Annotated in this window: 22 protein-coding genes; 9 read left to right on the top strand and 13 right to left on the bottom strand. The window is 64.3% G+C overall.

The window, feature by feature from the left end; translation table 11 throughout:
- Positions 1–101: 101 nt before the first annotated feature.
- Genes AACO21_RS03575 through AACO21_RS03560 form a run of 4 tightly spaced genes read right to left on the bottom strand, consistent with a single transcriptional unit; the run spans position 102 to position 2109 of the window.
- Complete coding sequence (locus AACO21_RS03575; RefSeq protein WP_346191118.1) at positions 102–893, bottom strand: peptidylprolyl isomerase; 792 nt, start codon at positions 891–893, stop codon at positions 102–104.
- A 39-nt stretch (positions 894–932) separates the two neighbouring features.
- On the bottom strand, positions 933–1202 hold the full coding sequence (locus tag AACO21_RS03570; RefSeq protein WP_346191117.1) for a BolA family protein: 270 nt from the start codon (positions 1200–1202) through the stop codon (positions 933–935).
- Positions 1199–1501, bottom strand: a complete 303-nt coding sequence (locus AACO21_RS03565; RefSeq protein ID WP_346191116.1) for a YciI family protein — start codon at positions 1499–1501, stop codon at positions 1199–1201. The genes AACO21_RS03570 and AACO21_RS03565 overlap by 4 nt, the downstream gene beginning before the upstream one ends.
- Positions 1501–2109 carry a septation protein A gene (locus AACO21_RS03560; RefSeq protein WP_346191115.1) on the bottom strand — a complete coding sequence of 203 codons (609 nt, stop codon included), beginning with the start codon at positions 2107–2109 and terminating at the stop codon, positions 1501–1503. The genes AACO21_RS03565 and AACO21_RS03560 overlap by 1 nt, the downstream gene beginning before the upstream one ends.
- 52 nt (positions 2110–2161) lie before the next feature.
- On the opposite strand from AACO21_RS03560, the gene AACO21_RS03555 reads away from it, so the two are divergent.
- Together AACO21_RS03555 and AACO21_RS03550 are read left to right on the top strand one after the other, a co-directional pair.
- Positions 2162–3220: a two-component system response regulator gene (locus AACO21_RS03555; protein ID WP_346191114.1), complete on the top strand. Its 1059-nt coding sequence runs from the start codon at positions 2162–2164 to the stop codon at positions 3218–3220.
- Positions 3221–3294: 74 nt separating this feature from the next.
- Positions 3295–3633, top strand: a complete 339-nt coding sequence (locus tag AACO21_RS03550; RefSeq protein WP_346191113.1) for an Hpt domain-containing protein — start codon at positions 3295–3297, stop codon at positions 3631–3633.
- On the opposite strand, the gene bioD is transcribed toward AACO21_RS03550, so the two are convergent.
- The 6 genes from bioD to AACO21_RS03520 are packed head-to-tail and all read right to left on the bottom strand — an operon-like array spanning position 3630 to position 9474.
- The gene (gene bioD / locus AACO21_RS03545; protein ID WP_346191112.1) at positions 3630–4313 is read right to left on the bottom strand and encodes a dethiobiotin synthase; all 684 of its coding nucleotides are present in this window, start codon (positions 4311–4313) and stop codon (positions 3630–3632) included. The two genes, AACO21_RS03550 and bioD, sit on opposite strands and share 4 nt — an antisense overlap.
- Positions 4310–5071, bottom strand: coding sequence for a malonyl-ACP O-methyltransferase BioC (gene bioC / locus AACO21_RS03540; protein WP_346191111.1), 762 nt, complete (start codon positions 5069–5071; stop codon positions 4310–4312). Before bioC ends, bioD begins: the two co-directional genes overlap by 4 nt.
- Entirely contained in the window at positions 5064–5777 is a 714-nt protein-coding gene (locus tag AACO21_RS03535; RefSeq protein ID WP_346191110.1) for an alpha/beta fold hydrolase, read from the bottom strand. Before AACO21_RS03535 ends, bioC begins: the two co-directional genes overlap by 8 nt.
- On the bottom strand, positions 5774–6937 hold the full coding sequence (gene bioF / locus AACO21_RS03530; protein WP_346191109.1) for an 8-amino-7-oxononanoate synthase: 1164 nt from the start codon (positions 6935–6937) through the stop codon (positions 5774–5776). Before bioF ends, AACO21_RS03535 begins: the two co-directional genes overlap by 4 nt.
- A complete protein-coding gene (bioA, locus tag AACO21_RS03525) occupies positions 6934–8289 on the bottom strand; it encodes an adenosylmethionine--8-amino-7-oxononanoate transaminase (protein WP_346191108.1) in 1356 nt (451 codons plus the stop codon). The genes bioF and bioA overlap by 4 nt, the downstream gene beginning before the upstream one ends.
- Before the next feature lie 12 nt (positions 8290–8301).
- The gene (locus AACO21_RS03520) at positions 8302–9474 is read right to left on the bottom strand and encodes a DUF2863 family protein (RefSeq protein ID WP_346191107.1); all 1173 of its coding nucleotides are present in this window, start codon (positions 9472–9474) and stop codon (positions 8302–8304) included.
- Between the two features lie 93 nt (positions 9475–9567).
- On the opposite strand from AACO21_RS03520, the gene yaaA reads away from it, so the two are divergent.
- The gene (gene yaaA, locus AACO21_RS03515) at positions 9568–10341 is read left to right on the top strand and encodes a peroxide stress protein YaaA (RefSeq protein WP_346191106.1); all 774 of its coding nucleotides are present in this window, start codon (positions 9568–9570) and stop codon (positions 10339–10341) included.
- A 62-nt stretch (positions 10342–10403) separates the two neighbouring features.
- On the opposite strand, the gene AACO21_RS03510 is transcribed toward yaaA, so the two are convergent.
- Entirely contained in the window at positions 10404–13373 is a 2970-nt protein-coding gene (locus AACO21_RS03510; protein WP_346191105.1) for a PAS domain S-box protein, read from the bottom strand.
- 73 nt (positions 13374–13446) lie between these two features.
- A complete protein-coding gene (locus AACO21_RS03505; protein WP_346191104.1) occupies positions 13447–13890 on the bottom strand; it encodes a putative toxin-antitoxin system toxin component, PIN family in 444 nt (147 codons plus the stop codon).
- A 51-nt stretch (positions 13891–13941) separates the two neighbouring features.
- Here AACO21_RS03505 and AACO21_RS03500 point away from each other — a divergent pair, with 51 nt between their 5' ends.
- From AACO21_RS03500 to AACO21_RS03490, 3 genes are read left to right on the top strand one after another with little or no spacing between them, the layout of a single operon-like run.
- Positions 13942–14913, top strand: coding sequence for a tRNA-dihydrouridine synthase (locus AACO21_RS03500; protein WP_346191103.1), 972 nt, complete (start codon positions 13942–13944; stop codon positions 14911–14913).
- 9 nt (positions 14914–14922) lie between these two features.
- Positions 14923–15588, top strand: coding sequence for an SAM-dependent methyltransferase (locus AACO21_RS03495; RefSeq protein ID WP_346191102.1), 666 nt, complete (start codon positions 14923–14925; stop codon positions 15586–15588).
- Complete coding sequence (locus AACO21_RS03490) at positions 15585–15911, top strand: YkgJ family cysteine cluster protein (RefSeq protein WP_346191101.1); 327 nt, start codon at positions 15585–15587, stop codon at positions 15909–15911. Before AACO21_RS03495 ends, AACO21_RS03490 begins: the two co-directional genes overlap by 4 nt.
- Here AACO21_RS03490 and AACO21_RS03485 read toward each other — a convergent pair.
- Entirely contained in the window at positions 15908–19165 is a 3258-nt protein-coding gene (locus AACO21_RS03485; protein ID WP_346191100.1) for an EAL domain-containing protein, read from the bottom strand. The genes AACO21_RS03490 and AACO21_RS03485 overlap by 4 nt on opposite strands.
- Before the next feature lie 245 nt (positions 19166–19410).
- Between AACO21_RS03485 and AACO21_RS03480 the strand changes: the two genes are divergently transcribed.
- From AACO21_RS03480 to AACO21_RS03470, 3 genes are read left to right on the top strand one after another with little or no spacing between them, the layout of a single operon-like run.
- Complete coding sequence (locus AACO21_RS03480) at positions 19411–20481, top strand: efflux RND transporter periplasmic adaptor subunit (protein ID WP_346191099.1); 1071 nt, start codon at positions 19411–19413, stop codon at positions 20479–20481.
- The gene (locus tag AACO21_RS03475) at positions 20481–23567 is read left to right on the top strand and encodes a CusA/CzcA family heavy metal efflux RND transporter (protein ID WP_346191098.1); all 3087 of its coding nucleotides are present in this window, start codon (positions 20481–20483) and stop codon (positions 23565–23567) included. The genes AACO21_RS03480 and AACO21_RS03475 overlap by 1 nt, the downstream gene beginning before the upstream one ends.
- The gene (locus AACO21_RS03470; protein ID WP_346191097.1) at positions 23560–23862 is read left to right on the top strand and encodes a DUF3240 family protein; all 303 of its coding nucleotides are present in this window, start codon (positions 23560–23562) and stop codon (positions 23860–23862) included. The genes AACO21_RS03475 and AACO21_RS03470 overlap by 8 nt, the downstream gene beginning before the upstream one ends.
- Positions 23863–23865: the final 3 nt, after the last annotated feature.

The following is a 23865-nucleotide window of genomic DNA, read 5'->3' as shown; positions in this document are numbered from 1 at the left end:
ATCCTGCGGTCAACGGCCTCGGATTGCCTGAATCTGCATCAAGTTCCGGATGTGAAAAAGCCCGCCGAAGCGGGCTTTTGTTGGGTCAAGGCAGGTGTCGATCAGTTGATCTTGGCCTTTTTGCGCAGTTCCTGCACCAGGCTTTCAACCTTCTGCTGATTGGCGCGCTGCAGCAGTTGCGGACGAACCTGCTCGAACGGCGGCGGGGTCAGGTCGCGGGTGTCTTCGAGCTGGATCACGTGCCAGCCGAACTGGCTCTGCACCGGATCCTTGGTGAATTCACCCTTCTTGAGGGAAACCAGCGCGTCAGCAAACGGCTTCACGTAGCTGCCCGGGGTGCTCCAGCCGAGGTCACCACCGGTTTCGCGGGAACCCGGGTCCTTGGAGTCCTTGGCCAGGTCAGCAATCTTTTCGCCCTTGTTCAGCTTGGCGATGATGGCCTTGGCTTCTGCCTCGCTCTCGACCAGGATGTGGCGGCTGCGGTATTCGGTGCCACCGAGGTTTTGCTTGATCAGATCGTATTCCGCCTTGAGCTGGGCATCGCTGACCGGGTTGCTGCGGACGGTATCGGTGAGCAGCGCATTGACCAGCACGGCCTGGCGGGCAGCTTCGATCTGCAGCTGGATCTCGCTCTTCTTGTCGAAGCCCTTGCGCTTGCTCTCCTGCACCAGGAGTTCGCGGGCAATCAGTTGATCCTTGATCGATTCACGCAGTTGCGGGGTATCGGGCACGCCTTTGCTGGTCTGCTCGGCGACGATGGTGTCGAACACGGCTTGCGAAATCGGCTGACCATTCACGGTGGCCAGAGCCTTGGCCTTGTCGGCGGCCAAGACCGGAGCAGTCATCACGGCACCGGCGATGAGCAGGGCGGACAGACGGGAAAGCTTGCGCATGGATGTGTATCCTTTGGAAATCGGGAAAAAGCCGGACGATTATACTTCTGCCGGCGTTCTGGCTTCGATGATCAACGCATGAATCTTGACTCGCATCAAGTCACCGGCAGCAGCATAGACCAGACGATGCCGGGCGAGGGTGTTTTTCCCCGCGAAGGCCTCGGCGACGATATGCAGACGGTAATGCCCGCCGCCGTCGCGCGCACCGGCATGACCGGCATGCAGGTGCGACTCGTCGATGATTTCAGTGCTCAGCGGGGCGAGCGTGCTCAGGCGCTCGCGCAGCAGGGCAACGGTGTCCTGACTCACGCCGGCAACGCCTTCTTGAAGGGCTTGATGGTGACTTTCTCGTAGACGCCGGCGGCAATGTAGGGGTCGGCATCGGCCCAGGTTTGAGCGGCTTCGAGCGAGGCGAATTCGGCAATGATGATGCTGCCGGAGAAACCGGCCGGGCCCGGGTCCGGCGAGTCGATGGCCGGGCAGGGGCCGGCAACGAACAGGCGGCCTTCCGCCTGCAGGGCCTGCAGACGTTCCAGGTGGGCCGGACGGGCGGCGAGGCGGGCTTCCAGCGAATTGGCGCGGTCTTCGCCGATGATCACGTAGAGCATTACTTGTCTTCCTCAATGTATTTCGAGAGCAGCATGCCTTGCGCCAGGACGAACAGCAGCATGAGGCCCATGCCCCCGAAGAGTTTGAAATTGACCCAGGTATCGGTCGGGAAATTGAAGGCGATGACCAGATTCAGCACGCCCATGGCGGCGAAAAAAGCGATCCAGGCCAGATTGACGCGCGCCCAGATCGGCTCGGGCAGCGTCATCTGTTCGCCCAGCATGGTGCGGATGGCGTTCTTTTTGAGCACCAGCGAGGAGAAGGCCATGCTGCCGGCGAACACCCAATAGAGCAGGGTCGGCTTCCATTTGATGAAGGCCTCGTTCTGGAAAAATAGGGTCAGGCCGCCAAACACGACAACCAGCCCGAGGCTGATCCAGAGCATCTTGTCGACCTTGCCGTGTCGAATGCGTACCCAGACGATCTGGGCCACGGTGGCCACAATCACCACCACGGTCGCCAGCAGAATCGGGGCTTGCTTGAGGTCGACCGCCGCGCTGCCGAGCAGGCTGGTGAGCAGGTCTGCCGCAGTCTCCGGATGCTTTTCCGAGTACTTGAAGGCCCCAAAAAAGAGGATGACGGGAAAGAGATCAAAAAGCAGTTTCATGGCGCGGCATTATATACTTCCCTGAACTGGCAACTCGTTGCGGAATTACCCTATGCATACCGTCCTGATCGTCGACGACAGCGACATCAATCTGACCTTGATCAAGGCCTTGGTCTTGAAGCTGGGTAATTGCAATCCGGTCTTGTTCGATCATCCCCTGAAAGCGGTCGAGTGGTGCCAGACCCATATCCCCGATCTGGTGATCGTCGATTACATGATGCCGGACATGGATGGTCTGGAATTCATCCGTACCTTCCGCGCCCTGGACGGACGCGCTGAAATCCCGGTCCTGATGGTGACGGCCAATGACCAGAAGGATGTGCGCTACGAGGCACTGAGCGGCGGGGCCAATGATTTCCTGAACAAGCCGATCGATCGTGTGGAATTCACGGCGCGTGTGCGCAACATGCTGGACCTGCGCACCGGCCAGAAATTCCTGGCTGATCGCGCCCAGCATCTGGCTTCCTTGGTGGCCGAGCAGACGCAGGAAATCTGCGATCGCGAAAAAGAGCTGATTTTCCGTATTTCACGGGCCGCCGAGTTCCGCGATCCGGAAACCGGGGCACATATCCAGCGCATGGCGCATTATTCGCGCCTCATTGCACGTGCCCTCGGACTGGACGAATCGACCCAGAAGCTCATTCTGGAAGCGGCGCCGATGCACGATGTGGGCAAGATCGCCATCCCGGATTACATCCTGCTGAAGCCGGGGCGGCTGACGCCGGAAGAGTTCGAAATCATGAAACGCCACGCCCAGCTGGGGTATGACCTGCTGGCGGGCAGCCACTCCGAGATCATGAAGGCCGGCGCGATGATTGCGCAGAGCCACCATGAAAAGTTTGATGGCAGTGGTTATCCGGCGGGTATTCAGGGTGAGGACATTCCCCTGTTTGGTCGCATCGTCGCAGTGGCGGATGTCTTTGACGCCCTGACCTCGGAGCGTCCTTACAAGAAGGCATGGTCACTTGAGGACGCGCGCAAATTTCTGGAGGAAGGCGCGGGCAAGCACTTTGATCCGCGTTGTGTGGCGGCGTTGTTCGAAGAGTGGCCTGAGGTGTTGGAAATCCGCCAGCGCTTTGCCGATCAGCACGACACCATGCCGGTGTGCTGATCGAATTTCGAACTTTAGTAATAGAATTCTGAAATTAATAATAATGTCGCGCTTGGGCGCGGGAGACACCCCTGATGTCCGTCCTGTTTGAACTCGACCGAAAGACCATCCTGGCTCGCCTGGGGGGCGATGAGGAAATCCTCGAGATCATGATCGATGCTTTCCTCTCGGATTACGAGAACAACTGCCAGCAACTGCTGGCAGCCTGGTCGGTGCGTGATGCCGGGTTGATCGCCCGCGAGGCCCATACCCTCAAAGGCTTGCTCGCGACCCTTTCCGATGAGTCCGGGGCGGAACAGGCCTACCTGCTTGAACAGAAGGCGCGCCAGGGGGCAATTGCCGATCAGGACGCGATGGTCGATGCGCTGGTGCAGCGCGTGCGCACCGTGGCGGGCGTATTGAGCGCGCGTTAAGCGCGATGCGCTACGCCTGACGCAGGCAACTGCAGCATCAAGGCAGCACCACGGCTACCTTCGGCCGGCGCATGCGGGACAACGCCGAGCAGCGGCGCCGGCATCAGCGCCTGCAAACTCCCCAAATTTTCCTCGAAGCGGGACATCGCCGGATCGATCCGGTTGGCGACCCAACCGGCCAGTGTCAGGCCGCGCGCGGCAATGGCCTCGGCGGTGAGCAAGGCGTGGTTGAGGCAGCCCAGGCGCATGCCGACCACCAGGATGACGGGGGCGCCGAGCGCGACCGTCAGATCGGCGCTGTCACGGTCAACGCCCAAAGGAATGCGAAAACCGCCCGCGCCTTCCACCAAAACCAGATCGGCAAGCGCCTGTGCTGCGGTCACGCTGGCCTGAATGCGCTTGAAATCCACCTCGACACCGGCTTCGCGGGCCGCAATATGCGGGGCGATGGCCGGGGCAAAACAATACGGATTGATCACCTCGGGCGGCAGCGCCACGTGATTGGCGGCCGTGATCTCGGCCACATCTTCGTTGATCCCTTGTGCATCGGTGCCGGCGGCGATCGGCTTCAGGCCAACTGCCGTCAGGCCATCAAGGCGGGCGCGATGGAGCAGGGCGCAGGTGATGAAGGTTTTACCGACTTCGGTGTCGGTGCCGGTGATGAAATAGGTGGCGCTCATGCTTGGGCAGAGAGGGTGATGACGTCGTAGCTGAGGGGGAGGCCTGCGGGCGTGCGCAGGGTTTCGAAGGCGGCTTCCACCCGGGCCAGCGCCTGGCGGCTCATCAGGCTGGTGCGCCGGCCTTCCCCCACTTGATTGGCGCCTACCGCCTTGACGGCGCGGAGCAGGGTTTTCAGATCCGGGTAATGGGCGATTTCGGTGTGCCGGGCGAGGTCGACCGTCGGGAAGCCGGTGGCGCGTGCAGCGTCCTCGATGGCGCCCGGTGTCAGGAATCCGAGCGTGTGTTCGTGGCGGTCGATCTCGGCAAAGGCGTGACGCAATTCGTGGAAGGTGGCCGGACCGAGCGTGGCCAGCCGCAGCGTGCCGCCGGGGCGCAGGGTGCGGCTGGCTTCCTGTAGCACGGCCGGCAGGTCGCACCATTGCACGGCCAGGCTGCTCCAGTATAGATCGAGGCTGTGCGGCGCGAGCGGCAGGTGTTCAAGGTCGCCGGCGAGGCGCAGGGCATGGTCCGGCACACGCTTGAGCATGGCGACCGAAAGATCGAGCGTCAGGATGCGGGCGTCCGGGTAGCGTGCCTGCAGCAGGCGCAGGGCGTAGCCGGTGCCGCAGCCTGCGTCGAGGATGCCGGGGGTACGCAGGTCGGGCAGGGCGGCGGCAAGCCGGTCGCAAATGCGGCGCTGAACGTCGGCGGCCTGATCGTAGGTGGGTGCGGCTTTCTCGAAAGAAAGCCGGACACGCGCCTTGCTGGGTTTAGTCATGCAGGAAGCGGCGAACAGCGCTCAGAAAATCAGCCTGGCGGGACACGAAGGGGGCGTGCGCGCAGTCGGCGATCAGGGCCAGCTGGCTGTTCGGCAGGGCGGCCGCCAAGGCTTCGGCAGCCCCTTGCGGCATCAGCGGATCAGCGGCGCCGTGCACGAGCAGCGTCGGCGTCTGAATCCCGGCCAGTTGCGGGCGCAGATCAACGGCAGCCAGCCAGGCCAGCCCGGCACAGAGCACCTCGGCGGACGGGCGCGGATCGGCCAGTTCGAGCAATTGACGGGTGACTTCCTTGGCCTGCGCATCGCCCCGGTTAAAGCCGCCGACAAAGCGCGGCAGCATGGCTTCGGCATCGGTCGCGATGGCCGTGGTGAATTCGGCGAGGGCGGCCGGCGGCATGGCAAAGGGCCAGCCGTCGCGCTGGACGAAGGAGGCCGTGCCGGCCACCAGCACCAGCTTGCCGACCTTGTCCGGATGACGGGCGGCAACGGCCAGCGCCAGTTGGGCGCCGAGCGACCAGCCGGCCAGCGTGCTGCCCGGGGCCAGCGTTGCGGCCACGGCATCCGCGGCAGCATCGAAATCGGTGATCAGCGGCGTGCCGGCATAACCGGGCAGATCGAAAAACTGCCCTTCCAGGGCGTCGACCGTCGACTGCAGGGGACCGCGACCCAGGCACCAGCCGGGGATGAAAACGAGGGGGGCGTTCATGCAAGCTCCTTCAGGGTACTGACCAGTTGATCGATGTCGGCGGCAGTGTGCGCGGCCGAGACGGAAATGCGCAGGCGGGCGGTGCCCTTGGGGACGGTGGGCGGCCGGATGGCCGGGACCCAGAGGCCACGTTCCCAGAGTGCTTTGGCAAGTGCGAGCGCAGCGTTGTTGTCGCCAACGATGAGCGGCTGGATGGCGGTGGCCGAGGGCATCAGCGTCCAGGGCAGACCGGCCAGGCCGTCACGCAGGCGGGCGATGTTGGCAAACAGTTGCCGGCGCAGGGTATCGCCGCTGCGGATACGCTCGAGGCTGGCCGACAGGGCGCAGGCCGTGGCCGGTGGCGCGGCTGTCGTGAAGATGTAGGCGCGGCCGGTATTGAGCAGGTAGTCGATGGCCAGGGCCGAGCCGGCGACAAAGGCACCGCCGACTCCGGCGGCCTTGCCGAGCGTGCCCATGAGCAGGATGCGCGGGCTGGCCGGCAGGTTGAAGTGCGCCAGACTGCCTTCCCCATGCGGGCCGAGCACGCCGAAGGCATGGGCGTCGTCGATGACCAGCCAGGCGTCAAAACGCTCGGCCAGCTCAAAGAGGGCGGGCAGAGGGGCGAGGTCGCCATCCATGCTGAACACGCTGTCGGTGACGATGACTTTGGTGCGCGCCGTGCTAGCCGACAGCATGCGTTCGAGCGCCGCAACATCGTTGTGCGGATAGCGATTGACCTCGGCCCCGTTGGCCTTGGCCAATTGCATCGCATCGATCAGCGAGGCGTGGTTCAGCTTGTCGGCAAAGACGGCGTCGCCGCGCCCGGCTAGGGTGGGCGTGACGGCCAGGTTGGCCAGGTAGCCGGTCGAAAAGGTCAGCGCGCGGGGAAAGCCGGTGAAGGCGGCCAGTGCGTTTTCCAGCGTTTCGTGCGGCGTCAGATGGCCGCTGACCAGGTGCGAGGCGCCGCTGCCGGCGCCCCAGGTCAGCGCGCCCCCGGCCAGCGCACGCGCCAGATCGGCATCGCCGGCCAGGCCCAAGTAGTCGTTGCTGGCGAAATTGAGCAAGGTTTGGCCGTCGACCGTGGCCAGACGCCCGCAGGGGGTTTCCAGCACGCGGCGGCGCCGGGTCAGGCCGGCGGCGGCGATCTCGGCGAGTTCGGCCTTGAGGCGGTCTTCGATCATGCGAGGGCAAGCTCCAGGGCGCGTTGCGCTGCCAGCCCGAGGGCGGCAATGTCGTCGTCCGACACGATGTAGGGCGGCATCAGGTACACCGTGTTGCCGATCGGGCGCAGCAGTGCGCCGGCATCGAGGGCGGCGCGGTAGAAGCGGCGGGAGAAATACGGGTCGTCGGTGAGCACATCAAAGGCGGCGATCATGCCGCGCTGGCGCAGGTGGCGCACCTTCGGGTGTTCGGCCAGCGGGGCCAGGGCGGCGGCGATTTTGGCCGCTTTGGCCCGGTTGACCGTCAGGACATCGTCGCTGGCAAAGATGTCCAGCGTCGCGAGGCCGGCCCGGCAGGCCAGCGGATTGCCGGTGTAGCTGTGCGAATGCAGGAAGGCGCGTGCCACCGAATCGTCGAGGAAGGCCGCGTAGATGCGGTCGCTGGCGAGGACGATGGAAAGCGGCAGGTAGCCGCCGGAGATGCCTTTCGAGAGGCACATCAGGTCCGGGCGGATCGGGCGGCCATCGATGTCGGCCTGCTCATGCGCGAAGAAGGTGCCGGTGCGGCCGCAACCGACGGCGATTTCGTCGCAGATCAGGTGAATCTCGTAACGGTCGCACAACTGGCGGGCCAGACGCAGGTACTCGGGGTCGTACATGACCATGCCGGCCGCGCCCTGGACCAGCGGTTCGACGATCAGGGCGGCTGTCTGTCCGGCGTGGCTTGCCAGATAGGCTTCCAGCGCAGCTGCGGCCCGGCGGGCGACATCGGCCGCCGTCTCGCCCGGCTCGGCCAGGCGTGCATCCGGCGACGGCAGGATGTGGGCCGCCCGGCGCACGAGCGGCGCGTAGGCATCCTTGAAAATCGCCACGTCGGTCACGGCCAGCGCGCCCACGGTTTCGCCGTGATAGCTGCCGGCCAGACACAGGAAACCGCTTTTTTCCGGGCGGCCGACATTACGCCAGTAGTGGAAGCTCATCTTGAGCGCGATTTCCGTGGCCGAGGCGCCGTCGGAGGCGTAGAAAGCGTGCCCCAGCTGGTGGTCGGTAAGCGCCGCGAGGCGCTCGGAGAGTTCGACCACCGGTTGATGCGTGAAGCCGGCGAGCATGACGTGTTCCAGCGTGTCCAGCTGGTCGCGCAGGGCCGCGTTGATGCGCGGGTTGGCATGACCGAAGAGGTTGGTCCACCACGAGCTGATGCCGTCGAGGTAGCGGCGGCCATCGAAATCGATCAGCCATGGCCCTTCGCCGCGCGCGATCGGGATCAGCGGCAGGTGGGCCGGGTCGCCCGTGCGGGCATGGTGCTGCATCTGCGTGCAGGGGTGCCAGACCGCCTGCTGGCTGCGCGCGAGCCAGTCGGAATTCTGCGTCATGCCGTCAGTCGCTCAATGCAGGGCTTGCGAATTGCCCGTGTTTTGCTCCGGCATTTCGGCATGCACCAGCTCGCCTTCGGCGTTCGGGAACATCGGGGCGCCGCAGTCGTCGCAGAACTCCATCGGGAAGTGATGGTCGAGGAAGAGTACGTCCTTGACCCCGCATTCACGCAGCACGGCTTCGATTTCGCCGGCCGCATCGGTGGCCTCGTCTTCGGCACCGAGCAGCGGCCAGACGATGCCGTGGTAAGTCAGGTCCTGGTCCTTCGGACCGAGGCCAACGCGGTATTCCTCCATGCGGCGGCCGTAGCAGGGACCGACCACGGCGCGGATATCGGCCGGCATCAGGCCGAGCATGGTCTGCAGGAAAGCGACCGAGGCCTTCAGCGAATAGGGGCGGGAATGACGGTCGGCGTTGCGGCAGGCGGCGTGGTAGGCATCCGGCAGGATGGGTTGCCAGGCACAGCCGGTGAGCAGCGGCTCGAGGCTGGGGCTGCCTTGCTTGATCCATTCCTTGAGTGCCGTGTCCTTGTTGCCGTCCGCTTCGTTCCAGCGGAAGATGGCTTGGCCGCGCGGCACGGCGAGCGCCCCGACGAGGTAGCGCACATCGGAGAGGAAGCGGTTGGTTTCCGGCATGCCGGCGGTGTCGACCGCCAGATGCTCGCCGGCCAGGGCAGCCTTGCCGAGTTCGCGGGTGAGCTGCCAGGTGTCGCAGAAACTGCGCGGCAATTGATCCGGGCTGAACAGGTAATCCGCCAGTGCAATGCGGGCGCCGGCCCCAAAGGTGTGGGCGCCCAGTTGCACGGCAAGCGCGTCGACCGTGGCGCGCGGCAGGGCGCAGGCCGGGATCGAGAAGCGCGACCAGGCCAGCACCGGGGCAGCAAACAACAGGATGTCGAAGGCCTGGCCCAGGGCCTCGACCTGATCGGACTCGGCGCAGGCTTCGACCATGTCGGCCAGTTCATCGTGGGCGCGCGGGTTGGCTTCGAACAGGCGGTCGAGCGCGGTGTTGATGTCGTCCTCGGCGCCGCTTTTCAGGAGGCCGCTGACCGTGTCGGCCAGCTGGGTTTCCCAATAGCGGTCTTCCAGCTTGCCGCCGGATTCCGAAAGGCCGGTGGCAAGGCGCTGCAATTCAGCCGCTTCGCGCGAAAGACGGTCGCGCGAACCGAAGCGGGTACGTTTCATCAAGGGTCCAGACAATCAAAAATACAAAGGGGGGATTTTACCAGCCGGTAAAATGTCACGCAGTCAGAAACGTACTTTGAGGCCAAGTTCCCGATGCTGATTTTTCTTTCTCCTGCCAAATCGCTGGATTACGACACCCCGCCGCATGTGCCGACGTATACCGAGCCGGCTTTTCTGGATCGCTCGGCAACCCTGATCCGCCAGTTGCGTGCGCTCTCGCCGGCCGATATCGCGAATTTGATGGATCTCTCCGACCCGCTGGCGCTGCTCAACTTCCAGCGCTATGCCGACTGGTCCCTGCCGTTTACGCCACAGAACGCCAAACAGGCCGTGCTCGCCTTCGATGGCGATGTCTATGACGGTCTCTCGGCACGGACCTTGAGCGCCGCCGATCTCGATTTCGCCCAGCAGCACGTGCGCATCCTCTCCGGCCTCTACGGCATCCTCAAGCCGCTCGACCTGATGCAGCCGTATCGCCTGGAGATGGGCACCAAGTTCAAGAACGAGGCCGGCAAGGATCTGTATGCCTTCTGGGGAGAGACGCTGCTCAATACGATCAATGCCGAACTCGACACACTGGCGCGTCCGGTGGCGGTCAACCTCGCCTCCGAGGAGTATTTCAAGGCAGCCATCGGCCGCAAGTTCAAGGGCGAACTGATCCAGCCGGTGTTCGAGGACTGGAAGGGCGGCAAATACAAGATCATCAGCTTTTACGCCAAGCGGGCGCGCGGCCTGATGACGCGTTTTGCCATCGAACGCCGTCTGACGGCACCGGAAGGCTTGCAGGCATTCGACAGCGAGGGCTACGCGTTTGCCCCCGAGGCCTCGGATGCAACGACCTGGGTATTCCGGCGTCGTCAGGACTGAAAAACCGCCCTGGGCGACGGTCGACCGTCGCCCAGGGGCAAATTTGTGCGGAGCGTGATGCCTCAGGCCTGCGGTGGCTGTGGCGATTGTGGTGACTGTGGCGGCGTGGCCGGAGGATGCGCCAGCCAGCGGAGCAGGGTGGCAAACAGGTGGTCGGGGACCACGGGCTTGGCCACAAAGTCGTTCATGCCGGCGTCGAGGCAGTGCTGACGGTCTTCGGCAAAGGCATTGGCAGTCATGGCAATGATCGGCATGTTGCCATCCGGGCGCAGACGAATCTGCCGCGTGGCCTCCAGGCCGTCCATGACCGGCATCTGCATGTCCATCAGGATCGCGGCGTAGCGTTGGGTGGCCACGCGTTCCAGCGCTTCGGCGCCATCGCCGGCCACATCGACGCTCAGGCCGACATCTTCCAGCAAGGCGCAGGAAATTTCACGGTTGATCGGCTCGTCTTCGACCAGCAGAATCGGCGTGCCGGCGTAGCCGGCCTGTAGTCTGGCCTCGATCTCGGCCGGTGCGACCGCCTCGGTGGTGGCGGCTGCCTGGGTCTGGCGTGCCAGACGGGCCGTGAACCAGAATGTGCTGCCTTGCCCCGGTGTGCTTTCGGCGCCGCTCTCACCGTCCATCAGTTCGGCGAGGTGGCGGGTGATGGCCAGGCCGAGACCGGTGCCGCCGTGTTTGCGGGTGGTGCTCAGGTCTGCCTGTTCAAAGGCGTGGAAGAGGCGGCTCAGGGTGTCGGCGTCGATGCCGACGCCGGTGTCGCTGACTTCAAAACGCAGGTGCGCCTGTGCTTCGCTCAGTGCGGAGACCCGGATGCGCAGGCAGATTTCGCCGCGTTCGGTGAATTTGATGGCATTGGAAACGTAGTTGAGCAGGGCCTGCGTCAGGCGGGTCGGGTCGCCGAGCAGGTTGTCCGGCAAAGGATCGTGCTCGACGCGCAGCGTAATGCCTTTGGCGCGGGCATGTTCGCCCATCAAGGAGAGGATGTTTTCCGGGAGTTGGCCGAGGTTGACCGGGATCGATTCCAGGACCAGCTTGCCGGCATCGATCTTCGATAGGTCCAGCACATCATTGATGATGCGCAGCAGGTAGTTGGCCGATTGCTCGATCTTGCCCAGCTGCTCGTGTTGTTCCGGTTGCAGGGTGCCGCGCCGCATCAGGTGCAGCATGCCGGTGATGCCGTTCATCGGGGTGCGGATCTCGTGGCTCATGTTGGCCAGGAAGGCTGCCTTGGCGCGTGCGGCCTGGTCGGCAGCCTGGTGGGCTTGCTGCAGGGCCTCGTTGGCCGCCTGCAGGGCGGCGGTGCGTTGGCTCACGATGTCTTCGAGCCGGTTCCGGTATTGGGCCAGTTCCATTTCCTGCTGACGCTGCAGGGTGACATCCTGCTTGATGGCCAGGTAATGCGTGATCGTGCCGTCGTTTTGGCGAATCGGAGAAATGATTTCCGACTCGATGTAAATCTCGCCGTTCTTGCGCCGATTGATGAATTCCCCTTCCCAGGCTTTGCCGTCCTGGAGTGCTTGCCACAGGGCCTCATAGGTTTCGCGCGGCGTCTGGCCGGAAGCGAGCAGGCGGGGATTGTTGCCGTTCAGTTCTTCCCAGCTATAGCCGCTGCTCAGCAGGAAGGCGTGATTGACATACTCGATGGCGCCGCTGGCATCGGTGATCATGATGCTTTCCGGGCTTTGTTCCACAGCTTGCGAGAGCTTGCGCAGCGCTTCCTCGGCGCGGTGACGCTCGGTGATGTCACGCGAGGCGGCAAACAGGAGCGGGCGGCCATTGAGTTCAAAATAGCGGCAGCTCACTTCAACCGGGAAAATCAGCCCGGAGGCATGGCGATGCTGGGTCTCCACCAGGCGGTGGGCGCCGCTTTTCCGGATATCTGCGATATTGCACTGAATTTGCGTCAGAGACAGGTGGGCGTCGAAACGGTCGGCCATGACGGTGCCGATATCGTCCGGCTTCAGGCCCGTGCTGTCGAGGAAGGCCGGGTTGGCTTCGACCAGACGTCCAGACATGTCCAGTACGTGGATGCCATCGGTGGCGGTTTCGATCAGGGCGCGTTGCATTTCGATGGTTTCCCAACTGCGCCGGATGCGCCGTTGGTAGAGCGAGAGGGCCACGCACGCCATCAGTGTAGCCAGTGCGAGCATGCCCATCGAAAGCAGCGCCTGCATGCGCCACTCGGCGTAAATGGCGTCGGTGAGTCGTCCGGTACCCACGACCAGGCCTGCATCGAGCTGCAGTGCGGCGGGCTGGATGGTCCGCAAGACCATGGTGCGCTCCTCTCCGGTCAGCGCAACTTTGCCTTCGAGGATGCTTTCCTGCTGCCTGCTGTCACGGTGGCGGGAGAAAAAGGAGCCGGGAACGTCGATTTTTTTGCCGGACAACTCAGGTTGCTCGGGGGCCGTCATGATGTTGATACCGGCGGTATGCCCGAGTGCGACCCACATGTCGGGGGCGTAGAGGGTCCCATTCAGCAGACGGGAGATGAAAGGCGCATCGATGGTGGCCATCATGACCCCGGCGAACTCGCCTTGCGCGGTCAGGAGCTTACGCGACAAGGTAAAGGTGTAAGTGCCGAGAACGGTTTGAAAGGGGAGTGACAGAATACGGCTTTGCTCGGATGTGGCGTCACGTGCCTGGTGAAAGTAGTAGCGGTGTCCCACATCCAGACCAAGCAACTCGCGGCGGCTGGAGGCCACGACACGGCCTTGTGCGTCTGTCATCAGCAGGATGTCCGTACCGGGGGAGACGCGGGCCATGCGTTCGAGTTCAACACTCGCCGGGAGGTTGATCCGTCGTGTGCCGTGTGTGCTGAAGACGGTTTTGATGGCGGTATCGATCAGCGCATCCGACGTCATCAACTGACGTTCGATCATGTCTGCCGTAATCCGGCCGAGATTGACCAGGTGTCCTTGCTGTTCCCGCAAGGTGTTTTGACGTAGTGCCCAGAGATCAATGCCCAGGATGCATGCCATGCTCGCGACAAAGGCGAGCAGCATTTTCCATTGGGTTTTGAATACGGGCATGGGCAGGGTCAAAAAAGGCCAAGTCTAAAACGCCCTATTTTAGGGAGTGATGATTGACCTCGCTTGATCCTGGTCAACCTGCCGGTGGATTGGCCGGGGTGCTTTGTAGCCGGGCAGACAGGACTGCCGGTTTGACGATCTGGAAAGCCAGTTTGGTGCGGCCCCGGAGTTTGAGCAGGGCTTTGTCCTTGCTGACCAGGATGTCGGCACCGCTGCGCGCGGCCAGTTCAAGAAACTTCTGGTCATCGCGATCCTTGCAGCGCGGCAAGGCCGGTGCTTCCCCTGCCGCGACCACCGAGACGAGGGCGGTGTAGCGCGCCCAGCGTTCGGCGATCATCTCCGGCGTGAGCTTGAGTTGCGGATAGGTGAGGACGCGCTGCAACTCGTCGAGCGTGCGTTCGTCCGCCAGGCAGGTGATCTGGCCCGCTTCCAGGGCGGCCATGATGGGGACCGCATCCACGTTGGCCCAGTGGAAGAGGTCGAGGACGACGTTGGTATCGAGAACAATGCGCAGCATGGGCGGCATTATAATGCCCGCCTTTTCAAGCGTTTGCCGAAAGTGTCACCGATGTCGCCTGTTGCTCCCCGTATCCTGCTGGCCCCCATGGAGGGTCTGGCCGACCCGCTGATGCGCAGCGTGTTGACCGGGATTGGCGGCTACGACTGGGGAATTTGTGAATTCGTCCGGGTCACGGCGAGCGTTTTGCCCAACCGGACCTTCCTGCGTACCTGCCCGGAATTGACGCAGGGCAGCCGGACGGATGCCGGGACGCCGATGCGGGTGCAGTTGCTGGGCTCCGATCCGCATTTCATGGCGGCCAATGCGCGCCGTCTGATGCGCCATCATCCGGCCGGGGTCGATATCAATTTCGGTTGTCCGGCGCCGACGGTATTCCGCCATCGCGGGGGCTCCGCGCTGCTGGGGGAACCGGAACTCCTCCACGACATCGTCTCCGCCGTGCGTGCGATGGTGCCGGTCGACACCCCGTTTACGGCCAAAATGCGCCTCGGCATTCAGGATGATTCGCTGGCCGTGGCCTGTGCTCAGGCCATCGAGGCGGGCGGAGCAGATGAACTGATCGTGCATGGGCGGACCAAGGTCGACGGTTACAAGCCGCCAGCCCGCTGGCATTTGATCGACAAAGTGCGCCAGGCGGTGCGCATTCCCCTGATTGCCAATGGCGAAGTGTGGACGGTGGACGATTTCAAGGCCTGTCAGGCGGCGTCCGGTTGTCCGGACATCATGCTCGGCCGTGGGGCGCTGGCCGATCCGCTGCTCGCACGCAAGGTGCGCGGCGAAGCGACCGGCGGCTGGGCGGAATTGCTGCCCTGGATTGCTACGTATTGGTTCGGGGTGCGCGAGCGCGTTTTGCCCGTGCATGCCGGCGGGCGATTGAAACAGTGGCTGATGCTGCTGCGTCGCCACTATCCGGAAGCCGAAGCGCTTTATCAGCAGTTGCGGCCGGTGAAGGGGGCGGAGGAGATTGATGCGCAGCTCCTGGCAGCCGGCGTGATTCCGCATTTGCCCCTGGCTGCCTGAGGACACGAGATGGATGCCAATTCCCGCGAAATCACCAGCGCCCAGGACGGCGTGCATGCCGATTTGCCGGCCTTGCTGGCCCGCCATCTGGCGCACCCGTTCCGCAAGCCGATCCTGGATTACAACCGCACGGCCTTTGCCGAGGCGCTGGCCGCATGGCAGGCCTGGCGCGCCGATGCGCCGCTCATTCTCGATGCCGGATGCGGCGTGGGCTGGAGCACGCTGCGCATTGCGGCGCAGTTTCCCGACCATTTCGTGATCGGCGTCGATCAGTCGAGCGACCGGATCGGGCGCGGCAAGCCGGAGGATCTGCCGGCGAATGCCGTGCTGCTCCGGGCTGATCTGGTTGATTTCTGGCGCCTGCTGGCCGAGGCGAAAATTCGCCTGGCCCGTCACTACAATTTGTATCCCAATCCGTGGCCGAAGATCGGCCATCTGGCCCGGCGCTGGCATGGTCATGCCGTTTTTCCGGTGTGGCGCGACTTGGGTGGCGTGCTGGAGTGCCGCAGCAACTGGTCGATCTACATCGCGGAAATGGCCTGGGCCTTGAGCCGTTTGTCCGGTCAGGCGGTGGCTGCCGAAGCCTATGTGACGGCCGATCCGATGACGCCGTTCGAGCGTAAATACCTTGCCTCGGGGCATCAGCTGTGGCGCTGCCAGGTGGATTTCGGATGAGCGTTTGCCAGACTTGCGGTGCGTGTTGCGCCAGCCTGCGCGTCGATTTTCATCCGGCTGAACTGGCCGGTGGGGCCTTTGCCTGGGGCGAGGGCGTTCCGCTGGCCATGACGGTGCCGGTGACCCCGGCCATCGTCCGCATGCGCGGGACTGACGATCCGCTACCGCGTTGCGTGGCGCTGAAGGGCACAGTCGGCGTGGCGGTAAATTGCGGCATTTACGACGGTCGACCGTCGCCCTGCCGCGAATTTGATGTGGAGCACAGCGCCTGCAACCGGGCGCGTCAGCGCTGCGGTTTGCCGCCTTTACCCCACCCGGATTAGCGCTGGCGCGACCAGACCTCGAAGTCGCTGGCCGAGATCGGCTTGCTGTAGAGGTAGCCTTGCAGGATCGGACAGCCGCGTTCGATCAGGAAATCGCGTTGTGCTTCGTTCTCGACGCCTTCTGCCACGACCTCCATGCCCAGGTTGCGGGCCAGCGACAAGGTGGCGGCGGCAATGGCCGCATCTTCCGCATCATCCGGCAGGTCCATCACGAAGCCGCGGTCGATTTTCAGGCGGCTGATCGGCAGGCGTTTCAGGTAACTCAGGCTGGAGTAGCCGGTACCGAAGTCGTCGAGCGCGAGGCGGATGCCCATGCTGCGCAGGCGTTGCATGCGGGCCAGCACTTCGTGGGTTGGCTGCATGAGGGCGCTTTCGGTGAGTTCGAGTTCAAGCCTGTCCGGGGCCGCACCGGATTCCTCCAGAATGCGGCAGACGCTGTCCGAAAAGCCGTTCTGACGGAATTGCAGGGCGGAAATATTGACGGCCATGGTCAGCAGGAGGCCTTGCGCTGCCCAGCTGACCTGCTGGCGGCAGGCCTCGCCCAGAACCCACTCGCCCAAAGCGTGGATCAGTCCGCTTTCTTCCGCCACCGGGATGAAACGGGTCGGCGGCATCAGGCCGTATTCCGGATGTTGCCAGCGCACCAGCGCTTCGGCACCGACCAGTTTGCCTTCCGCATTGACCTGTGGCTGGTAGTGGAGGAAGAGTTCGCCTCGCTCAAGACCGCGGCGCAGGGCATTTTCGAGCATCAGCCGTTCGACGGCCTGGGCATCCATTTCCGGAGCGAAGTAACAGTAGGCATTCCGTCCTTCGGCCTTGGCGGTGTACATCGCCACGTCGGCGTGTTTCAGGAGGGTGCTGACGTCCTGGCCGTCTTCCGGGTAGAGGGCGATGCCGATGCTGGTCGAGATGTTGAGTTCGTGTTCGTCGATTTCAATCGGCCGGCGCAAGGCCTCGATCAGTTTCTGAGCCACCGGCGTGACGGCTTCTCGGTCTTCAAGGCGGGGCAGGATGACGACAAACTCGTCGCCGCCCAGGCGGGCCAGGAAATCGCTGTCGCGCAAACTGCTCGACAGGCGGTCGGCCACAGTGGACAGCAGACGGTCACCGATGGCGTGGCCCAGCGAGTCATTGACCGACTTGAAGTGATCAAGATCGAGGAAGAGCACGGCCAGCCGGTCATTGTGGCGGGCCGCCGAACGCAGTTCGGTATGGGCGCGCTCATTCCAGTGGGTGCGGTTGGGCAGGCCGGTCAGCTGATCGTAATGGGCCAGGAAGGCGATGTGCGCTTCGGCGGCGCGGGCGCTCGTCACATCCTGGGCCGTGCCGCGCACGCGCAAGGTGCCGCAAGGCTGGGCATGGCTTTCAATGCGGAAATGCAGGGTGCGCGTGTGGCCGGCTTGCATGTCGCTCGGACGCAGGCGGCAGTCCAGCGAAATATCGCCGGCATGCGCGGCGGATTGGGCCAGGGCGTGGGCCAGCGCAGCCCGGTCGTCCGGGTGAATGCAGGCGAGCAGGCGCTCTTCATCCACGGGCGTGGCAGGCGTCAGTTGCAGCAAGTTGAGTAACTCGTCCGAACAGGTGATCCGTTCGTCGCCCACGTCGGCCTCCCAACTGCCCAGGTGCGCAATACGCTGGGCCTGGGCGAGCTCGTCCTGCTTTTGCTGCAAGGTCTGCGTGGCGCTGGCCAGCTGATGGGTCCGTTCCGCAACCAGCGTCTCGACCCGCCGCGTGCGCCCGCTGGTCTGGAGCAGGAAGGCGCCGAGCAAGGCGGTGGCGATCAGGCCGATGGCCAGCGAGAGCCAGCTGCCCAGGCTGCGCTGTTCGTCCTGATAGGCGGGGGTGGCACGCAGGACCAGCGACCAGGTCCGCCCGGCGAATTCGATGGGTGTGGACCAGCTGGCGACCACGGGCCCGCTGGGTTGCTCGCAGCCATAGGGGCCATACAGACGCTGGATGCCTTGGCTGGTATGCGGGTCGATCAGGCAGGTGATGATGTGCTTGCGATCGTGTTTGAGCAGCGCCGCATTCATCGCATCGTCCATGCGGAATACGCCGGAAATCATGCCGAGCTGGCGTTCCGGTGTGCCGCCGAACACCGCCAGATACAACACCACGCCGCGCTGTTCGCCGATTTCCTGAACCAGCCGGATTGACTCGGTGGCCACCAGTTGCCGGATTTCACGGGTGTGACGGGCGGCGGCAGCGGTCTTGTCGAGGATCAGCGGGTCGAGACCAATGACATTGCGATTGTTGGCTTCCGGCTCAACATAAAGAATGGGCAGGTATTCCGCCTTGCGCTCTGCCGGATAGGTTTTCCCGGCCGCATTGCGGCCCAGGATGGCGAAGTCGGGATGCTCGTGCTCGCGAATCCGGGCTTCGAAGGTATTACGTTCCTCATCGCGGATCAGCGGGCTCCAGCCGAAGTTCTGGGTGCCCGGGTAGCGCTCCAGAAGGGGGAGCAGGAAGGTCCGCCAGGTGTCGCGGGTCAGGCCTGGATGTACGGTTGCCAGGCGCTCCAGCGCAATGATCTGGTCGAGCTGATCGTCGAGGCGTTTCTGGATCAGGCTGGCCACATGTTCGGCATCCCGGTTGAAGCGGGCGTGCAGACGGCTGGATTCCCACTCCTGGACCTGATGCACGGTGAGGGCGAGCAGTACGAGGGCCGCCAGCATGGGGATGGCAACCACGGCGCGGCGGGGGCGCCAGTCGCCAGCCGGTTCCCCGAGGAAAACCAGCAGCAGGGGAATCATGATCAAAATGCCCAGCGTGTCCCCGGCCCACCAGTTGAGCCAGCTGAACAGCACGGTGCTCTGCGTCAGGGACCCATTCAGGTAAAGGGCTGTCGTGGCGATGGTGGCGCTGAGCAGGCAGGCCACCGGGGCAACGATGCCGATGAAGCGGATGATGCTTTCGTGGCTGTCGAGCGGATTGTCACGGCCAATCAGCCGGACATACAGCCAGCAGGCCAGCATGGCCTGGGCTGTCGAGCCGAATGCGATCAGCGTGACGATGAGCGGCGCGGCGGGACCGATGCCGAACTGCTGAGCGGCCAGTATTTCGACTGCGGCGGCGGCAATGAAAATGCCCGGCATGGCACGCCAGCCATGAATCAGCAGTGCAGTCAGGGCGATCCCGGCGGGCGGAAAGAGCGGGACGGCAATGCCGGCGGGGACCGCAATCTGCAAGGCCAGCCAGCCGGTTGCGACGTACGCGAGGAAATAAGCAAGTTGACTGCGCAAGAACGTCGTCATGGGGCGACTGGAGGGCGTGGTTGAATCGGTCAAACCCTAAGTCTAACAGGACTCTTCGCCAAATCCGGCTTATCCACTTTAAGGTCGGAGAAAGCTGTGGATAACGGCTGGACAAGCGAGCCAAGTCGCTGATCCGACGTTGAATTGCGCGCGCTGCTTAAAAATTGGGCAAATGGGCGGGCTTAAGGTTTCATTAATCTCCCCCGCTTAAGCTTTCTCCCAATGGGTGAACGATAGGAAACAGCATGGCTTGGTTTCGGTCTGTATTGGCAGGTCTGGGGTGTTGGGCGGTCTGGGGCGGCGCGCAGGCGGCGCCTTTGCTCTTGCAGGCAGCGCAAATGAAGAACCTCGGCATTGAGCTGCAGGTACCGGGAGGGGCCGCGCAGGGCGGCAGCGCCGTGCCGGCGCGCGTCATCGTGCCGAATGCCCAGATGCGCGTCGTGGCAGCGCCGGTGGCGGGGCTGGTCGAGCAGTTGTTGGTGGCGCCCGGCAGCGTCGTGCGCAAGGGGCAGGTGCTGGCTCGTCTGGCCAGCCCGCAGGCCCTCGCCCTGCAGCGTGATGCCTTGCAGGCGGGAAGCCAGTCCGCACTGCTGCAGCAGAATCTGAAACGCGACGAACAGCTTTTTGCCGAGGGCTTGATTGCCGAATCCCGCTTGCAGGCCAGTCGTTCTGCCGCTGCCCAGGCCGATGCGCTGGCCAGCGAGCGGCGTCAGGGGGCGGCCCTGGCCGGCTTGGTGCCGGGTAAATCGGGGCTTTCTCTGGCGTTGACCGCACCGCTTGATGGCGTGGTCCTGGAGCAGGGCGCCCAGACCGGCCAGCGCGTCGAGGAGGCTGCGCTGATCTATCGCATCGCCCAGCTTTCTCCGCTGTGGCTGGAAATCCAGGTGCCGCTTGACGTCGCGGCCAGCCTGCAGCCCGGCCAGAGCGTGACGCTGAGCGGGAGTGGCGTGCGCGGCAAGCTGCTCTCGGTCGGGCGGGCGGTTGATCCGGCCAGCCAGAGCGTGCTGGTGCGGGCGGAGGTGAGTCAGGGAGCAGAAAAACTGATTCCCGGCCAGATGGTGGCCGTCGATCTGGGCCGGCCGGGGGGCGGGGTGAGCGTCCCGACAAGCGCCGTCATCCGCCACGGCGGGGAGAGCCTGCTCTTCGTCCGGACGGGCGGCGATGCCCAGTCGATGCAGTTTGAGGCGCGTCCGGTCAAAATCCTGCAACAGGGGGCGGGGGCCCTGGTGGTCGATGGCGTGAAGCGGGATGAATCGATTGCCGTGAAAGGCGTTTCCGGCCTCAAAGCCATGCTGACCGGCGTCGGGAAAGAGTGATGCTGGCCGCCCTGATCCGTTTTTCACTGACTCAGCGCCTGTTGGTGCTGGTCGTCACAAGCATCCTGATCGGCGCCGGCATCCATGCTTTTCTGGGCCTGCCGATCGATGCCTTCCCGGATGTCTCGACGACGCAGGTCAAGATCATCCTGAAGGCGCCGGGCATGACGCCGGAGGAAGTCGAGACGCGCATCGCCGTGCCGGTCGAACAGGAAATGCTGGGGATTCCTCATCAGCGCCTGCTGCGTTCCGTGTCGAAATATGCGCTCACCGACATCACCCTCGATTTTGAAGATGGCACCGACATCTATTGGGCGCGCCAGCAGGTGGGAGAGCGGCTGGCCGCCGCGATGGACAACCTCCCACCGGGCGTCAATGGCGGTATGGCGCCGATCACGACGCCGCTCGGGGAAATGTTCATGTTCACCATCGAGGGCGATCTGCCGCTCGCCGAACGGCGTGCCTTGCTCGATTGGGTGATCCGTCCCCAGTTGCGCACCATTCCCGGTGTGGCGGATGTGAATAGCCTGGGCGGCGAAGTGCGGACGTTCGAAGTGGTCCCGGATGCGACCTTGCTGGCCGCACGCGGTGTCGCCTTGCGCGATCTGCAGGCGGCGCTGGAGGCCAATAACCGCAATGATGGCGCCGGTCGTCTGAACGATGGCGAGGAGTCGCTTCTGGTGCGTGCCGAAGGGGCGATCCAGACGGTCGACGATGTTCGGGCCATCGTTTTGCAGGCGCGGGCGGGCCAGGTGCTGCGGGTGGGCGATGTGGCCGAAGTGCGTTTTGGTGCACTGACCCGTTACGGTGCCGTGACGCGCAGCGGCCAGGGCGAAGCCGTCCAGGGGCTGGTGCTCGGTCTGCGCGGAGCCAATGCCGGGGCGGTGGTCGCGGGCGTCAAGGCGCGTCTGGCCGAGATCGCACCGACCCTGCCGGACGGCGTGCGGATTGAAGCGTTCTATGATCGCAGCCAGCTGGTCGACCGTGCCGTCGGCACCGTCGCCAAGGCGCTGGTCGAAGCCATCGTGCTCGTGGTCCTGCTGCTGCTCGCCTTCCTCGGCAACCTGCGCGCGGCGCTGGTCGTCGCGCTGATGCTGCCCTTGTCGGCGCTGGCCACCTTCATCCTGATGCGCAGCATGGGGCTTTCGGCCAACCTGATGAGCCTGGGCGGGCTGGCCATCGCCATCGGCATGCTGGTCGATGCTGCTGTGGTGGTGGTCGAAAACGTCGAGAGTCAGCTCGCCTCGGCACCGGACAACCTGCCGACCCTGCACCTGGTGTTCCGGGCGGCGCGTGAGGTCGCAGCCCCGGTGGCCTCCGGCATCCTGATCATCATTCTGGTCTTTCTGCCGCTGCTGACCTTGCAGGGCCTGGAAGGCAAGATGTTCGGGCCGGTGGCGCTGACCATTGTCTTTGCCCTGGCCAGTTCGCTGCTGCTGTCGCTGACCGTGGTGCCGGTGCTCGCGTCCTGGCTGATCCAGCGGGGTGTGCACGCCGAGCCCTGGCTGGTGCGCAAGCTCGCGGCGGGCTATGACCGCCTGCTCGCCTCGGCCCTGGCGCACAGCCGGCGCTATGTGGCGGGCGCCGTGCTGGCCCTGCTGGCTGCTGGCGGTGCCTTTGGCCTGCTCGGCAAGAGCTTCATGCCGACCATGGATGAAGGCGATCTGATCATGCAGCTGGAAAAACTGCCCTCGATCGGCCTCGATCAGACCATCGCCATCGATACCGCCGTGCAGCAGGCCATCCTGGCCCAGGTGCCGGAAGTGAAGGCGATTGTGGCACGGGCCGGTGCGGATGAACTGGGCCTGGACCCGATGGGCCTCAACCAGACCGATACCTTCATGGTGCTGGCGCCGCGCCAGACCTGGCGAGTGGCGGATCCCGCCTGGCTGGCCGATCAGATGCGTGCGGTGATGGCGGATTTCCCCGGGATCGGTTTTTCCTTCACGCAACCCATCGACATGCGTGTCTCGGAAATGCTCACCGGCGTGCGGGGCGATCTGGCGATCAAGGTCTTCGGCCCCGATCTGCCGACCCTGAACCGTCTGGCGGTCGACATCGAAAAAGCGGTCAAATCCGTCCCGGGGGCGGAAGATACCTTCACCTTGAAGAATGACGGGGTGCAGTACCTGAAGATTGCAGTGGATCGTCTGGCCGCCGGTCGCCTCGGGCTCAACGTCGATGCCATTCAGAATGACCTGAAGGCCTTGCTGGAAGGACGTACGGTCGGCACGGTGATCGAGCAGGGGCGGCGCGTGCCGGTGGTCCTGCGCGGTCCGGCCAGCCTGCGCAATGCCCCGGCCGACTTTGCCGCGCTGCGCCTTGCCCTGCCGGATGGCGCCAGCGTGCCGCTGGCCAGTGTGGCGCGGATCGAGCGCATCGATGGCCCGGTCAAGGTCGATCGGGAAAACGCGCAGCGCTATGTGGTGATCCAGTCCAATGTGCGCGACCGCGATCTGGTCGGGTTTGTCGAGGAAGCCAAGGCCACGGTGGCGCGCGAGGTCAAACTCCCGCAAGGCTATCGCCTGGTCTGGGGCGGCCAGTTCGAAAACCAGCAACGGGCGGCTGCGCGTCTGGCGGTGGTGGTGCCGGTGGCCCTGCTGCTCATCTTCTTCCTGCTTTTTTCGACTTTCCGCTCGGTACGCCAGGCCTTGCTGGTGCTCTCCAATATTCCCTTTGCGATGATCGGCGGCATTTTCGGGCTGCTCATCGCCGGCGAATATCTGTCTGTACCGGCGTCGGTCGGCTTCATTGCCCTGCTGGGCATCGCCGTGCTCAATGGCGTGGTGATGGTGACCTACTTCAACCAGTTGCTGGCGCGCGGCATGCCGGTGGCCGAGGTGGTCATCGAAGGCGCGCGCCGGCGGCTGCGCCCGGTCATGATGACCGCCTGCATCGCCGCCTTCGGCCTGGTCCCCATGCTCTTCGCGAGCGGTCCGGGCTCCGAGGTACAGCGGCCCCTGGCCATCGTCGTGATTGGCGGGCTGATCACCTCGACAGCGCTGACGCTGATCTTGCTGCCCATCCTGTTTCGCCGGTTTGGTGTCGAGCCGGCCGCTACCCTGAACGAGGTGCCCCGTGGCTGATGTATTGCTGACCCTGGTGGTCCCGGACAGCGTGGCCGAGCAGGTGGAAGATTTCCTGCTTTCCCGTCCCGATCTGGTGCGCGGCTTTACCGTCACCCGTGCCGATGGCCATGGCTCCCTGGTGCCGCTCTTGGAAGTGGCTGAACTCGTGGCCGGTCATGCGCCGCGCCATTTGATCCGTACCCTGGGCGAAGCGGAGACCATGCGCGCCGTGCTCGCGGCCTTGCGCGGCGCCATGCCCGGAGTGCATGTGTATTACTGGCTGACGCCGGTGCTGGAAGCGGGGCGTTTATGAGCA

It is taken from the genome of Dechloromonas sp. ZS-1 (assembly GCF_039649255.1).
Lineage (GTDB): Bacteria > Pseudomonadota > Gammaproteobacteria > Burkholderiales > Rhodocyclaceae > Azonexus.
Note: the sequence above shows the minus strand (reverse complement) of the source record. Positions and strands in the feature narration are given on the sequence as shown.